General features: G+C 71.4%; 12 protein-coding genes and 1 pseudogene. 7 read left to right on the forward strand and 6 right to left on the reverse strand.

What is annotated here, in order from left to right:
• Positions 1–263, reverse strand: a pseudogene (locus QHF89_RS33620) (DNA translocase FtsK); the annotation flags it as partial.
• Positions 264–414: 151 nt separating this feature from the next.
• On the opposite strand from QHF89_RS33620, the gene QHF89_RS33625 reads away from it, so the two are divergent.
• The 3 genes from QHF89_RS33625 (at position 415) to QHF89_RS33635 (ending at position 2312) form a co-directional block, all read left to right on the forward strand.
• The gene (locus QHF89_RS33625) at positions 415–1059 is read left to right on the forward strand and encodes a hypothetical protein (RefSeq protein WP_136971784.1); all 645 of its coding nucleotides are present in this window, start codon (positions 415–417) and stop codon (positions 1057–1059) included.
• 92 nt (positions 1060–1151) lie between these two features.
• Positions 1152–1793 (forward strand): hypothetical protein, encoded by a 642-nt coding sequence (locus tag QHF89_RS33630; protein ID WP_284721245.1) that lies wholly within the window; start codon positions 1152–1154, stop codon positions 1791–1793.
• Between the two features lie 96 nt (positions 1794–1889).
• Entirely contained in the window at positions 1890–2312 is a 423-nt protein-coding gene (locus QHF89_RS33635) for a hypothetical protein (RefSeq protein ID WP_136932135.1), read from the forward strand.
• Between the two features lie 15 nt (positions 2313–2327).
• Here QHF89_RS33635 and QHF89_RS33640 read toward each other — a convergent pair whose 3' ends face one another.
• The 3 genes from QHF89_RS33640 to QHF89_RS33650 all read right to left on the reverse strand — a co-directional run bounded on the left by QHF89_RS33640 (position 2328) and on the right by QHF89_RS33650 (position 5546).
• Positions 2328–2918, reverse strand: coding sequence for a serine protease (locus QHF89_RS33640; protein ID WP_136971781.1), 591 nt, complete (start codon positions 2916–2918; stop codon positions 2328–2330).
• 56 nt (positions 2919–2974) lie between these two features.
• Positions 2975–4018 carry a ParB N-terminal domain-containing protein gene (locus tag QHF89_RS33645; protein WP_136971780.1) on the reverse strand — a complete coding sequence of 348 codons (1044 nt, stop codon included), beginning with the start codon at positions 4016–4018 and terminating at the stop codon, positions 2975–2977.
• A gap of 70 nt (positions 4019–4088) precedes the next feature.
• Positions 4089–5546 (reverse strand): serine/threonine protein kinase, encoded by a 1458-nt coding sequence (locus QHF89_RS33650; RefSeq protein ID WP_284721246.1) that lies wholly within the window; start codon positions 5544–5546, stop codon positions 4089–4091.
• Between the two features lie 101 nt (positions 5547–5647).
• On the opposite strand from QHF89_RS33650, the gene QHF89_RS33655 reads away from it, so the two are divergent.
• Positions 5648–7507 carry a thrombospondin type 3 repeat-containing protein gene (locus tag QHF89_RS33655; RefSeq protein ID WP_284721247.1) on the forward strand — a complete coding sequence of 620 codons (1860 nt, stop codon included), beginning with the start codon at positions 5648–5650 and terminating at the stop codon, positions 7505–7507.
• Here QHF89_RS33655 and QHF89_RS33660 read toward each other — a convergent pair.
• Together QHF89_RS33660 and QHF89_RS33665 are read right to left on the reverse strand one after the other, a co-directional pair.
• The gene (locus tag QHF89_RS33660) at positions 7464–8867 is read right to left on the reverse strand and encodes a hypothetical protein (protein ID WP_136971778.1); all 1404 of its coding nucleotides are present in this window, start codon (positions 8865–8867) and stop codon (positions 7464–7466) included. The two genes, QHF89_RS33655 and QHF89_RS33660, sit on opposite strands and share 44 nt — an antisense overlap.
• Before the next feature lie 13 nt (positions 8868–8880).
• Positions 8881–9897 carry a peptidase associated/transthyretin-like domain-containing protein gene (locus tag QHF89_RS33665; protein ID WP_136971777.1) on the reverse strand — a complete coding sequence of 339 codons (1017 nt, stop codon included), beginning with the start codon at positions 9895–9897 and terminating at the stop codon, positions 8881–8883.
• An 88-nt stretch (positions 9898–9985) separates the two neighbouring features.
• On the opposite strand from QHF89_RS33665, the gene modB reads away from it, so the two are divergent.
• Genes modB through QHF89_RS33680 form a run of 3 tightly spaced genes read left to right on the forward strand, consistent with a single transcriptional unit; the run spans position 9986 to position 11771 of the window.
• Complete coding sequence (gene modB / locus QHF89_RS33670; protein ID WP_284721248.1) at positions 9986–10663, forward strand: molybdate ABC transporter permease subunit; 678 nt, start codon at positions 9986–9988, stop codon at positions 10661–10663.
• Positions 10660–11385, forward strand: coding sequence for an ATP-binding cassette domain-containing protein (locus QHF89_RS33675; protein WP_136971775.1), 726 nt, complete (start codon positions 10660–10662; stop codon positions 11383–11385). Before modB ends, QHF89_RS33675 begins: the two co-directional genes overlap by 4 nt.
• Entirely contained in the window at positions 11361–11771 is a 411-nt protein-coding gene (locus tag QHF89_RS33680; protein WP_136971774.1) for a hypothetical protein, read from the forward strand. The genes QHF89_RS33675 and QHF89_RS33680 overlap by 25 nt, the downstream gene beginning before the upstream one ends.
• The last annotated feature ends 40 nt before the right edge of the window (positions 11772–11811 follow it).

An 11811-nucleotide genomic window follows, 5' to 3' on the forward strand; every position in this document is an offset into this window, starting at 1 on the left:
GCGGGCGCGGCGGCGGAAGCGGGCGCGGCGGAAGCGGAAGCGGGCGCGGCGGCGGAAGCGGGCGCGGCGGCGGCGGAAGCGGAAGCGGACGCGGACGCGGGCTCCGCGGTGGGGGCGGGGGCGGCAGCGCTCGGGGCGGGGGTGTGGGGGGCAGCGCCCCCCACGTTGGACGAGGCCGGGAGCGTGCTCGGGGCCGGGTCGTCCTGGCAGGCGGCGAGGGCGAGGAGCAAGGCGGAGGTGGCGAGGAGCGGGCGCTTCGGCATGTCGATCGTCTCGGCTTGTAGCAAAGGACAGGAGGGGCGTCGTCGGGATCTTTCGGCGACGCGGCCCCGGAGGAACGGCGCGGGGGGCCCGGAGGTTACATGCGAGCCGAGGGGGCCATTCCGCAGGGCGAGATCGGGTAGGATCGCCGCGATGGAGCAGCTCTTCGACCTCTCCTGGTGGCTCCGCATGCACGGGCGGGTGCTCTTCGCGGGCGCCGCCTTGGGGATGTACTGGGTCTCGCAGGCCCACAGCCGGCACATCGACGCGGAGGTGTTCGCCTCCGTGGTCCGGAAGCTCATCGAGGCCGGCAACGTGCCGCGCGCCCTCAAGCTCACGAGCGCCGGTCTCCCCATGCCGGCCTGTGTGGCCACGAAGGCCGCAATCCTCGCAGCCGTTCGTGTGGGCGCGCAGGTCGGCGCGGCGCGGGGCGGATATCGAGGCGGGCCGAATGCCGCCCTCCCGCCCGTCCTGCCCGAGATTTCGCGCGACTACGACGAAGCGTTCCGGAAGGCCACGGCGTCGTTGTGGAAGGCGTTTTTCCTCGCGCTGCCGTCGCCGTTCCTGCTCGCGCTCGCCGCGTGGGGCTCGTTCGAAAGCCGCGGGGCCGCGTCCTTCACGTGGGGGATGGCCGTCGCCGCGACCGGGATCCTCGTCCTCGGGTATGCGGGGTATTGCCACGTCCGAATCGTGCTTTCGCGCGAACGCGTGTTCCAGAATCTCGCGCCGTTCTTCGAGCAAATCGCCCGGGACGGCGGGAAAGCCGTTGAGGCACGAGAACAAGCGACGGGCACGTGAGCCGTTTTCCTTCGCTCGGGCGTCCTTGGGTTTGGCGCGTAATCACGCGTATCGGCCCGGCAGATGGCCCCGATTCACGAGGAGAATGGAAAATGATGGTGAAGAGGCAGCTCGCTCTGGTGCTCGTGTCCACAATGGCCCTGCTCGGCGTCGCTTGTGGAGGAGGCGAGATACCGCAGGCCGACACGCCGCCGCCGCCGCCGCCGGCCGAGACCACGCCGCCGCCGGCCGAGACCACGCCGCCGCCCGCGCCGACGGCCGCAGCGCCCGCCCCGGAGGCAGCCCCGGCCCCCGCGGCCGAGCCCGCGCCCGCCCCGAAGCCCGGCAAGGAGCGAATCGTCGGGCAGTGGCAGTTCGATCTTTCGGGGGAGCCGCGCGCGGCCGCCGAGGCCGAGGCCAAGAAGAAGGCCGGCAAGGACGAGAAGAAATACGCCGCGCTGATCAAGGAGACCGAAGACGCCGCCGCCGGTGAGTGGGTCGAGTTCACCGCCGATTCGATGTACGTCTCGCACATCACCGAGAAGGGCAAGGACAAGGTCATCCTCAAGGTGAAATACGAGGTCGCGAAGGACGAAAACGGGGCGATTGTCATGAAGCCCTCGGGCAAGGACGAGATCTCGAAGAAGGAGATGCCCAAGGACCTCGAAATCGCCGTTACTTTCAAGGATGACAAAACGATCGAGTTGAAGGACCCCAAGAAAAAGATGACGCTCGTCTTCAAGCGGAAGTCCTGATCCTGCTTTGGGCGCGCGTGCGCCTTGCGGGATGCTCCATATCCCTGCATGATCGTGCCTCCGGAAAACGGAAAACCCCCGCCCGACGGAGGGACCATGACTCCCGAGACACACATCGCAGGCGAGCACTGGATCGAGCGCGAAGAGCGCGATCTTTTCGTCTATCGTTTCCCCCACGGAACGGCGACCGGCGCGCACGTCGAAGAGCTGAGCAAGCTCGAACGGCCCCTATGGGACGAGGGCGCGCCGCACGTCTACAACCTGGTCGTGCTGGGCGAGGAGCTTGCCATCTCGCCCGGCGCGATCACCGAGACGGCGAAGCTCTTTCGCACGTCGCCCCCGCGCACCGCAGCGTACGTGGCGCGCCGGTTTTTCCACCGCACGTCGATGGAGTTCCTCACGCGCATGATTCGTGCGTTCGGGGTGAACATGCACGGGAAGGTCTTCGACAACGAGGTGAGCGCGCGCGCGTGGCTCGCCGAGCGGCGCCGGGTGCGCAACCGCAAGAGCGTGATGTAGATCGTTCCGCGGGGTTTACTTCGCGTCGGGATCGTCGCCGGCCGGATCGCGGCTCTCGATGACGATCGTGCCGCGCTTCGTGGTGGCCTTGCGCGGCGGCGGGGAGGGGTTCGTGAGGGAAGCCAAGAGCTCGGGCGCGGGGGCGCCGGCGATGGGCAGGACGATCTCTTTGGTCTCGGCGCCGCGCTCGTAGGTGACGCGGAGCTCGGGCGCGGTGGCGAGCGAGGTCCACACGTCCCAAAGCTGCTCGGGGGTCTCGACGGTCTTGCCATTGACGCGCGTGACGACGTCGTCGGGGCGGACGTCGAGCCCGGTCCACTCCTCCGGGATGGCCACGAGGCGCCAGCCGACGAACTTACCCTCCCGGAAGACCTCCTCGGGCCAGACGCGGCGGAGCAGCCACGGCAGGCCCATCGGCAGGACGGTCTTCAAGGCGTCCCGTTCGAGCTTGTCCGGGGCCTTCGCCGGGCCCTTCGAGGCGGCTTGCGCGGACGCGCTCGCCGGGGCCTTGGGCGCGGCCGGCGGAGGGGACGTCTCGCTCCCCGCGCCACAACCGTGCAGGGCCAGAGAGACCAAGCCGAACCGATACACGTCTCGCCACCGCATGGAGGGACTATGGGAGAGCCGCGCGCCGCTTGCCAACAATCCGGAGGCGGGCCCGGTCAGGCCGCCTCTTCCAGCGGCGGGCCGCCGGTGCGGGCGATCTGCTCGTGCCGCACCCGGCCGACGTCGAACGAGCGGGCGGCATCGAGCATGCGGTCGAGGAGCTCGTCCACGGCCATCGTGGCGCCCCTGCGGAAGCGGAGCGGGTTCAGCCGCGCGACGACGAAGGGCTTGAGGAAGGGGCTCTCGAAGCCGCGGGCCTTGAGCGCGGCGGCGATCGCGGTGACCCGATCGTCGAGCGCGAGGAGCTTCTGCGCCTGCGCCTCGCGGCGGGCGAGCGCGTCTTCGAGCGGGACGTCGAGGAAGGCGTCCGTGGCCCGGAGCAGGCCATGGTACGAGCCGCCCGAGAAGCGCGGGCGGGCCTCGTAGCAGAGGCCAAGCGTGAGCAGCGCGGGTTCTTCGAACTCGAAGGAAAAATCCGCCTCGGCGCGGTCTGCGCCGGCCTCGGCGAGGGAGCGGGCCATGCGGATGACCTCGAGCGCGCGCTCGCGGACGTTGTGGGCCTTTTCGGTGTTGAGGGCGAGGATCTGGTAGGCGACGCGCTCGTCCGGCACGACGAGGGCGACGAGGGCGCGGCCGCCGAGGCGTTTCATCGCTTCGAGGCGGTGGCGGCCGTTCGGGGTCCAGTAGCGGCCGTCGGGCCTGCGGAAGGCGATGATCGGGTCGAGGAAGGTGCCGATCTTGTCGATCACGGCGGCGAGTTTGTTCGCGTGGGCCTCGGAGAGATCACGCTGGAAGGGCGTGGGCTCGACGCGTTCGAGGGGCAGGCCCGCGAGGACGGTGGGGTGGGCGCCGAGCGGGTCGCGGTAGACGGCGAGGACCGAGCCGCCGTCCTCCTGGATGGCGCGCGTGAGGGTGTCGATCTCGGGCGGGACGGGGCCGGCGAGCAGGACGCCGGCGGGCAAACCGCGGGATCCCTCGGCGGGGCCTTTCTTGCGGCGGGCGCGTTTCACCGGCGGCGCGGCAGCCTCGGGCTTCGTCGCGGCGGCGGCCGTCTCGGGCGCTCTTTTGGGGCGGGGTGCGGCGCGTTTGGTCGTGGCCATGCACCACGTTCGTTCGGCGTGACGTTCGTCCCGGCAACTGGTTCGAAGGGGATCCACCCTTCGGTTGGGCTCAATCCCGCACGTAAATCGAGGTGGAACGAGGCGTCGGCGTCGCCGTGGAGGTGGCAGGCGGGCGCGCGGACGCCTTCGTGGAGGAGGCCCGGGGCGTGGACGACGGGGCGGGCGTCGGGGAGGGCGCGGCGACCGCGGACGAGGTGGGGGGCGCCTCGGCGGTCGTGGGGAGGAGCGGCGAGGGGGCGGGGGCCGGGAGCGGGGAGACGTCGACGATGGGGGGGCTCGCGGAGCTTCGGGGCGGCGTGTCCTCCGTGGTCGGTGCGGGCGGCGGCGTGGGGGGCGCGGCAAGGAAGACGCGCGTGGCCAGGGCGCCCACGCCGAGCAGGCCCAGGGCGAGGAGCGTGGTGTTGCGGATGCGGCGGGGGGGTTTGTCTGGGGGCGCAGCCGTGCCTCCCGAGGCCGCCCGGGGGGCCGCGGGGGGCGCTGTCAGCGTGACGGCCTCGCGGCCGGTCTTCGAGAGGGCGGGGCGATTACTCGGCACGAGGCGGAGCCGCGCAGGGCCGAGGGGCGCCTGGGCCGGGAGCGGCGTTTCACCTGCGCCGGTCGTCGTGGGGAACGACGGCGCCGGCTGGCCGAGCACCTCGGCGAGGGCCCGGACGGCCTCGGCGGCGGAGGGAAAACGGTCGTCGGGCGCGAATGCGGTGGTCCTCGCGAACCAGGCGTCGAACGCAGGCGGGAGTTCGACGCCCGCCTGCTCGGCGCGCGCGCTCGCCGGCTCCTGCGGGCCCCGGCACACCCGCGTGGCGAATGCAAATACATTCAGCCCCGATTCGGTTTCCTTGTACCAATAGGCTACACCGCAGAGGAGCGTGTAGGCGATCATGCCCAGGGCAAACACGTCGGTCGCGGGGGAGACGGACGAATCCTCGTCGAACTGCTCGGGCGCCATGTAAAGAGGGGTGCCCATCGAGCGCGTGGTGCCCGCTTGGGAGGCGCTTGCCGCCAAGATCTTGGCGATACCGAAATCGAGCACCTTGATGCGCGGGGGGCCCTCGTCGGGCGCGCACAAAAAGAGGTTGTCGGGCTTGAGGTCGCGGTGCACGATGCCGGCGCGGTGGGTTTTGTCGAGCGCGAGCGCCGTTTGGCGGAGGTGCTCGATCACCTCGGTCGGGCTGAGCGGCCCGAGGCGACGCACGCGTTTGCCGAGGTCCTCGCCGCGGAGCAGCTCCATCACGAGGAAAGGCATGCCGCTCGGCGTGTCGATGCCCGCGTCGAGCACGTCGACGATGTGCTGGCTCTGCACGTTCGCCGCGACGCGCGCTTCCTGGCGGAAGCGGCCCCGGAGCTGGTCGCTCTGGATGCAATGCGGCAGCATCACCTTGAGGGCGCAGTGCCGCTGGGTCTCGGCGTGGACGACCTCGTAGACCGCGCCCATCCCGCCGGTGGCAATGCAGCGGACCACCTCGTAGCGGTCCGCGAATACACTGCCTGGAGAGAGCGGCCCTGCCGACATGGCGGGGACCATAGCGCGGCGCCGGTTCGAAGAGAAGCGTCGGGCCGAACCCGGATGCGGCGTGGAGATCCGGCCGTGTCCTTGCAAGTAACCGATCCGACATGCGAGCATCCGCGAGCAAGGAGGCCACGATCACGATGAGTTCGGGGGACGCTCGGAGCGCCATGCGGCGCGGGTCGCGCGGCGCGGGCGCCTGCGTGGTCGTCTCCGCGTTCGCGGCGGCGAGTTTTTTCCCGAACGTCGCGCGCGCCGATCCAGCCGTGTGTGCCCTCGAGCCGGCGATGTGGCCCGCGCGCGCGAAGCCGTATTTCCTGATTGCCGTCGATTCGTCGAGCGCGATGACGGCGAGCGTCATGCAGGGAGGGGCCGCGGTGGCGAACTCCTGCGGCTACCCGACCACGCGTATCGGGCACGCGAAGTGCGCGGTGAAGAAGACGGTCCAGGCGTATGGCGACAAGGTGAGCATCGGCCTCGCCGCGTTCGCCCGTGGGACGGTCCTGACCTGCGCGTCGTCGTGCGGCAACGACGGAAACGGGTCGTGCATTTGGCTCGATTATGGCGGAGGGGGCTCGCCGCAGTCCGGGTGCGGGCCGGAGCCGAGCTCGCTGCCGAGCTCTTCGGACCGACGCGGGGCCGAGATCCTGGTGCCGGTGCAGCGCGACAACTTCTATGCGCCGCCGCTCGACCCCTCGAACGTCATGGAGCTCTTGCAATGGGTCGACCACGCCTGCACGCCGTCCGGTGGGATCCCCAAGGAGGTGTGGGCGACCGGCGGCAGGCCGCTCAACGGGGCGTTGCGCGACGCGTATCGATACTTTTCGGTCGGCTGGAGCAGCCCGAACGGAGGCCGGTCGTTTCCGTCACCATTGTCCGACGCAGGAGAACGGCCTTGTCGGCCGCTGCGGGTGATTCTTCTGACCGCCGGCACGGAGGCCTGCGACGACGCGGCGGACGCGGCGGACGCCGCAGCGGATCTGCTCACGGGGTTCTCCAAGGGAGGGATCTCCTGGAGCGTGAAGACGCACGTCGTCGATTTCGGGAGCATCGCCGTCAACGACGCCATTGCGGGCGCGGGAGGGACCGGCAAGGCGATCGCGGCGGCCGACGAGGCCACGCTGACGGCGGCCCTCGCGAGCATTCTTGAAGGCTCGCTCGTCGGGGAGACCTGCGACGAGAACGACAACGATTGCAATGGCTGCACGGACGAGGGGTTCGGCAAGGGGGACGCGTGCAGCGCGGGCATCGGCGCCTGCATGAGCACGGGTATGCTGGTGTGTGACGGCAATGGCGCGACCGCGTGCAACGTCACGCCCGGAGAGCCCACGGCCGAGGTGTGCGGCGACGCGATCGACAGCGATTGCGACGGGGCGCCGAGCAATGGGTGCAGCGCCGACGCAGACGGGGACGGCGTGCCCGACGCGTACGACGATTGCCCGGACGTCGCCAATCTCGACCAAGGGGACCAGGACGGCGACGGCGTGGGCGACGCGTGTGACGCCGATCCCGACGGCGACGGGATTCCCACGGAAATGGGCGACAACTGCCCGATGACGCCGAACGTCGGGCAGGAGGACCGCGACGAGGATGGGGTCGGCGACGCGTGCGACGCGGACGACGCCGTCGACGACGACGGGGACGGGGTCGCCGATACGAACGACGTTTGTCCCGGCGTCCCCGATGCGGAGCAGAGCGACATGGACGGCGACGGCGCGGGGGATGCGTGTGACGCCGACATCGACGGGGATGGCGTTGCCAATTTCGCGGACTCGTGTCCCCTGGATCCGCGTCTCTCCTGCCCGAACCCCGTCGTCGACGTGTCCGGGTGCGCCTGTCGGGTCGGGAGCGCCGCCGGGGCGGGCCCCGAGCTTTGGGCCTCGCTCCTCGCGGGCCTCGCCGTCCTCGCCGGTCGCCGCTCCGTCAATCGATCCGCATCCAGAACGGCTCGAACGACTCGGCGCTGACCATGTCGTCCCCGGCCGTCAGGGTTCCCTCGAAATCACCCACCAAAAAGACGCGCCCCTCCTCGCTCACGGAAATGCCCGTCGCGCGCTGCGCATACTTGTCCCCGAAGGTGCCGGCGCGCCGCGTCCGCAGAGACGCGTCGATCTCGAGGACGAGCATGTCCTCGGCGCCTTGGCTCTCGAAGACACGATCTCCCACCTCGACCCGGCCCGTGTAATCGAGCGCGATCACGGCGCCTCCGTCCGGCGTCCGCGCCATCGCCCTGGCGCGCGTGGCGCCGGTCTCGCCGAAGCTCCGGACTTTGACGAGCGCGCCCTTGGAATCGATCGTCGCGACGAACGCCGCGCGCTCCGCCGACGTCGCCGCGAGCGTGGCGCCGTGCCCCACGCGGCCGGAGAAGCTCCCGAGCACGAACGTCTGTCCCGTGGGATCCACGATGGCGCCGGCCGCCTCCTCGTCGCCGGTGTCCCCCAGCGCGAGCATCCATCGCGCCGCGCCCGCGCCGTCGAGCGCGGCCACGAAGACGTCGCTGCCGCCCGCGCTCACGACGGCCGCGTTGGCCGGATCGAGCGAGCCCTCGAAATCGCCGACCACGACGGCCCCGCCGTCCGGGCCCGCCGCGATCGCCGCCGCTCGTTGCGCGAGCGGACCGCCGATCTGCGCGGCGAACCGGGCATCTCCCGCGGCGTTCAGCGAGGCGACGAAAACGTCGTAATCACCCTCGCTCGCGAGCGGGCCGTCGCCGAGATCGATCGTGCCCGAAAATATGCCCGCGAGGATCGTCCCGCCGTCCGTGGTGGTCGCCACGCTCGTCGCGCGTTGCTCTCCGACGTCCCCGAAACGTTTTGCTTCGCCGAGGACCTCGCCTCCCGGGTTGAATCCGTCGAGGTTCGCGAGAAAGGCATCCCGCCCGCCCACGCTCTCGACCCGGCTCGGCCCGAAATCGAAGGCGCCTGCGAGATCCCCGACGAGGACGATGTCGCCGTCCGCGCGCGCGGCCGTCGCGCGGGGGCGCACGGAGCCGAGATCCCCGGTGACGACGGACGCGATCAGCCCGCCTGCCGGGGCGAGCTCGAGGAGAAAGAGGTTTTCCTCGGCCGCACACGGCGTGGGGGTCGTGCCGAGGAGCAGCTCGCCGCTGCAATGGCCCACGACGACGGATTCGCCCGCGCTCCGCGCCGCGACGCCCGTGAGCGCGCGCGCGCCCGTGCCGCCGACCTTCACGACGGCCGCGGCCTCGAACGTGCCGACCGGACCCTCCTGCCACGTCGGGAGCGGATCCTGGAGCGCCGGCGCGCAGGCCGGCAGCAGCGGGAGCGCCACGAGGAGTGCGAGCGCGGACGGCGGGGCCCTTCGCATGAAACGCGTCCTTTCAAAAATGGCCAAGGACGACAGCGCCGCCGGCGCCCTTCGTGGCCCACGGAACGAAGGTCACGGCCTCGGTCGCCTTCGGCGCCCCGTACGTCCGGACGAACCCCACGGCAGCGAGACCGACGCCGACCGCGCCGAGCGCGCCGAACGTGAGCGAAAGGGCGAGGTCGCGGTTCCACGACGCGCGGTACGCGTCGGCGAGCCCGGGTTCGTCGCACGTGCCGTCGGGGCAGCGCTCCGCCACGGCGCTCCGGACGTTCATGTGCGCGACGGTGAACGCGATGCTCCCGCCGATCGCGGCGAGGCCCCCGATCCCAGCGATCCAGGCCCAGGTCGGGACCACGCGATGCGCATGATCGGGGGGCTCGGGGGAGCGAAGGTCGGTCGAGGAGAGGGGAGGGAGGGTCGGCTCCGCGGGCGCCGCCTGCACGTCGAGCTCCACGGTCTTCGACTCGCCTTTGGCCACCGTCACGCGCGTCTCGATCGGCGGAGCGCCGGGCATCTGCGTCGTGAGGACGTGCTCACCCGGATCCACGGGCAGCGCCGTGCCGAGCGAGGCCGCCCCGAGCTCGAACCCGTCCCGCGTGACGCGGACTCCGGACGAGGTTTTTCCGCGGAGGACGAGGCTGAGCTTGGGGATCGAGGGCTCGATCGCAGCTTTTTCTTTCCGGGCGATGGCCGCGCGCGCCCCGTGTTTGGGCCGGAGCGTCGCCGGCATGGCGTCGACGAGCCGCAGATATTCCGCGTAATGGGCGGAGGCCGAGGCGATTTTGCCCCAGAGGCGCTCGCATTCGGCGAGGGTGAACAAGGTCCCCGCCCGCGGGTCGAGGCGCTGGCTCTCGGCGAACGCGGGGCAAGCCACGTCGAAATGGCGGGCCTGCATCTCGGTCAAACCGCGGTCGAAGAGGGCCTCGGCCGCCGCCTCCTGCTGCGCGTGCGCCGGGGTCGCCCCGAAGAGCGCGGCCGCGCCGGCCAGAGGCCACGCGAAACCCCAGAGGGGCTTCCAAACGCCGGACATGAGAGACGGTATCGTTGGGCCAAGCGAGGCGTCAAGCCGCGCGCGCATCGCTGGCCCATGCGCGCCGCGGCGTCTAGCATCGCCGCCGGTGGAGTCGTCCACGTCGTTCCCCATCCTGCTCTCGCTCCGCGTCGCCGGCCTGGCGCTGCTCTTCGTCGGGCCGATCGGGCTCGCGATCGCGCTCTTGCAGGCGCGTGTCCGGTACAGGTTGCGTGGGCTCGTCGACGCGCTCGTGCTCTTGCCGCTCGTCCTGCCGCCCTCGGTCGTCGGGTACTTCCTCGTCGTGGTGTTTGGGCGGCGAGGGCTCCTCGGGCGGATGCTGGAGGAGGGGCTCGGCGTGCGGCTCGTGTTCTCGCCGGCCGGCGCGGCGCTCGCGTCGGCGGTCGTGGCGCTGCCGATCCTCGTGAAGACGGCGCAACCGTCGATCGAGGCGGTGCCGTCGCGGCTCGAAGACGTGGCGCGGACGCTCGGGCTCCGGCCGTGGGAGGTCGTGTTTCGGGTGACCCTGCCCCTCGCGTGGCGTGGGGTGCTCGCGGCGCTCGTGCTCGGCTTTGCGCGGGCGATCGGCGAGTTCGGGGCGACGTTGATGCTCGCGGGCAACATCCCGGGCCGCACGAACACGATGCCGGTGGAGATTTTTTCGGCCTTCCAGGAGGGCGACGACGCGCGCGCCGGGCTCTACGTGGCCGTGCTCTCGGGGATCTCGGTCGTGGTCGTGCTCGTGGCCGGCTTGCTCGGGCCCAAAGAAGGGCGGGCACCGGCATGAGCGGCGCGCCTGCGTTGGATGTCGATTTGCAGGTCACCGTGGGGCGCGGCGCGTCGGTGTTCACCGTCGAGGCGCGCTTCTCGTTGCCTGCGGGCGTGCTCGTCTTGTTCGGCCCCTCGGGCGCGGGCAAGACCGTCACGCTGCGCGCGATCGCCGGCCTGATCCGGCCGAAGCGTGGCTCCGTGCGCCTCGCGGGGGAAGCCCTCGACGACGGGATGCGCGGCGTCCACGTGCCGGCCGAGCGGCGGCGGATCGGGTACGTGCCGCAGGATCAGGCGCTCTTTCCGCACCTCGACGTGCTCGGCAACGTGGTCTTTGGCCTGCCCCGCGCCGAGCGCAAGAAGCCGGGGCCCGCGACGCTCGCGCTGCTCGACGAGCTCGGGCTCTCGGCGCTGCGCGGGGCGCGCGTGGACTCGCTCTCCGGCGGGGAGCGGCAGCGGGTGGCGCTCGCGCGGGCGCTCGCCGCCGAGCCGAGGCTGCTTTTGCTCGACGAGCCGCTCTCGGCGCTGGATCGCGCGGCGCGGCTCTCGATCGGCCGGTCCTTGCGGGAGGCGCTCGCGCGGCGCTCGCTCCCGGCGGTGCTCGTGACGCATGACGCGGAGGAGGCGGCGGCGTTCGGGGATGTGTTCGTTCAATTTGAGCGTGGAAAACCGGCCCGGGAGTTGCCGCGGGAGGTCGTGCTCGGTGAAAAAGGTCCATGCCCCCATTGCGGCAAGCCGTGATCGGCGAGCACGTCGCGACGATCGAGCCGCCCGATCTGCTCATCCTCTCCTTCCACGGCGTGATCCGCGCGCCCCACGTCGCGGAGTACGCCGCGCTGCGCGCCGATCTGCTCTCCGATCAGCGCTACCTCCTGACCCTCGCGGACCTGCGCCGCGTCGAGGACGTCGAGCCCGCGTGCCGCCGCAGCATCGCGGCCATCCGGGACGAACGCGCGCAGGCGACCGCGTTCGTTGGCGGCAGCTTCCGCTTCCGGGTCGTCGCGGAGCTCATCGCGAACGCGGCCCGCGTCTTTGCGCACAGGAAGCTCGCTTTCCGTTTCTTCCCCGACGAAGCCCCGGCACGCGCCTGGCTCGCCGACATGCGCCGGACGTTCCGCGGCGCGTGAGCGGGCCAGGGTGGACATGACGCTCCGTTTCCCCTACCTG

It is taken from the genome of Polyangium sorediatum, assembly GCF_029946465.1.
Taxonomy (GTDB): domain Bacteria; phylum Myxococcota_A; class Polyangia; order Polyangiales; family Polyangiaceae; genus Polyangium; species Polyangium fumosum.

Coding starts and splice junctions, on each gene's coding strand:
- QHF89_RS33625 (WP_136971784.1), top strand. CDS start 415: ATGGAGCAGCTCTTCGACCTCTCCTGGTGGCTCCGCATGCACGGGCGG.
- QHF89_RS33630 (WP_284721245.1), top strand. CDS start 1,152: ATGATGGTGAAGAGGCAGCTCGCTCTGGTGCTCGTGTCCACAATGGCC.
- QHF89_RS33635 (WP_136932135.1), top strand. CDS start 1,890: ATGACTCCCGAGACACACATCGCAGGCGAGCACTGGATCGAGCGCGAA.
- QHF89_RS33640 (WP_136971781.1), bottom strand. CDS start 2,918: ATGCGGTGGCGAGACGTGTATCGGTTCGGCTTGGTCTCTCTGGCCCTG.
- QHF89_RS33645 (WP_136971780.1), bottom strand. CDS start 4,018: ATGGCCACGACCAAACGCGCCGCACCCCGCCCCAAAAGAGCGCCCGAG.
- QHF89_RS33650 (WP_284721246.1), bottom strand. CDS start 5,546: ATGTCGGCAGGGCCGCTCTCTCCAGGCAGTGTATTCGCGGACCGCTAC.
- QHF89_RS33655 (WP_284721247.1), top strand. CDS start 5,648: ATGCGAGCATCCGCGAGCAAGGAGGCCACGATCACGATGAGTTCGGGG.
- QHF89_RS33660 (WP_136971778.1), bottom strand. CDS start 8,867: ATGCGAAGGGCCCCGCCGTCCGCGCTCGCACTCCTCGTGGCGCTCCCG.
- QHF89_RS33665 (WP_136971777.1), bottom strand. CDS start 9,897: ATGTCCGGCGTTTGGAAGCCCCTCTGGGGTTTCGCGTGGCCTCTGGCC.
- QHF89_RS33675 (WP_136971775.1), top strand. CDS start 10,660: ATGAGCGGCGCGCCTGCGTTGGATGTCGATTTGCAGGTCACCGTGGGG.
- QHF89_RS33680 (WP_136971774.1), top strand. CDS start 11,361: ATGCCCCCATTGCGGCAAGCCGTGATCGGCGAGCACGTCGCGACGATC.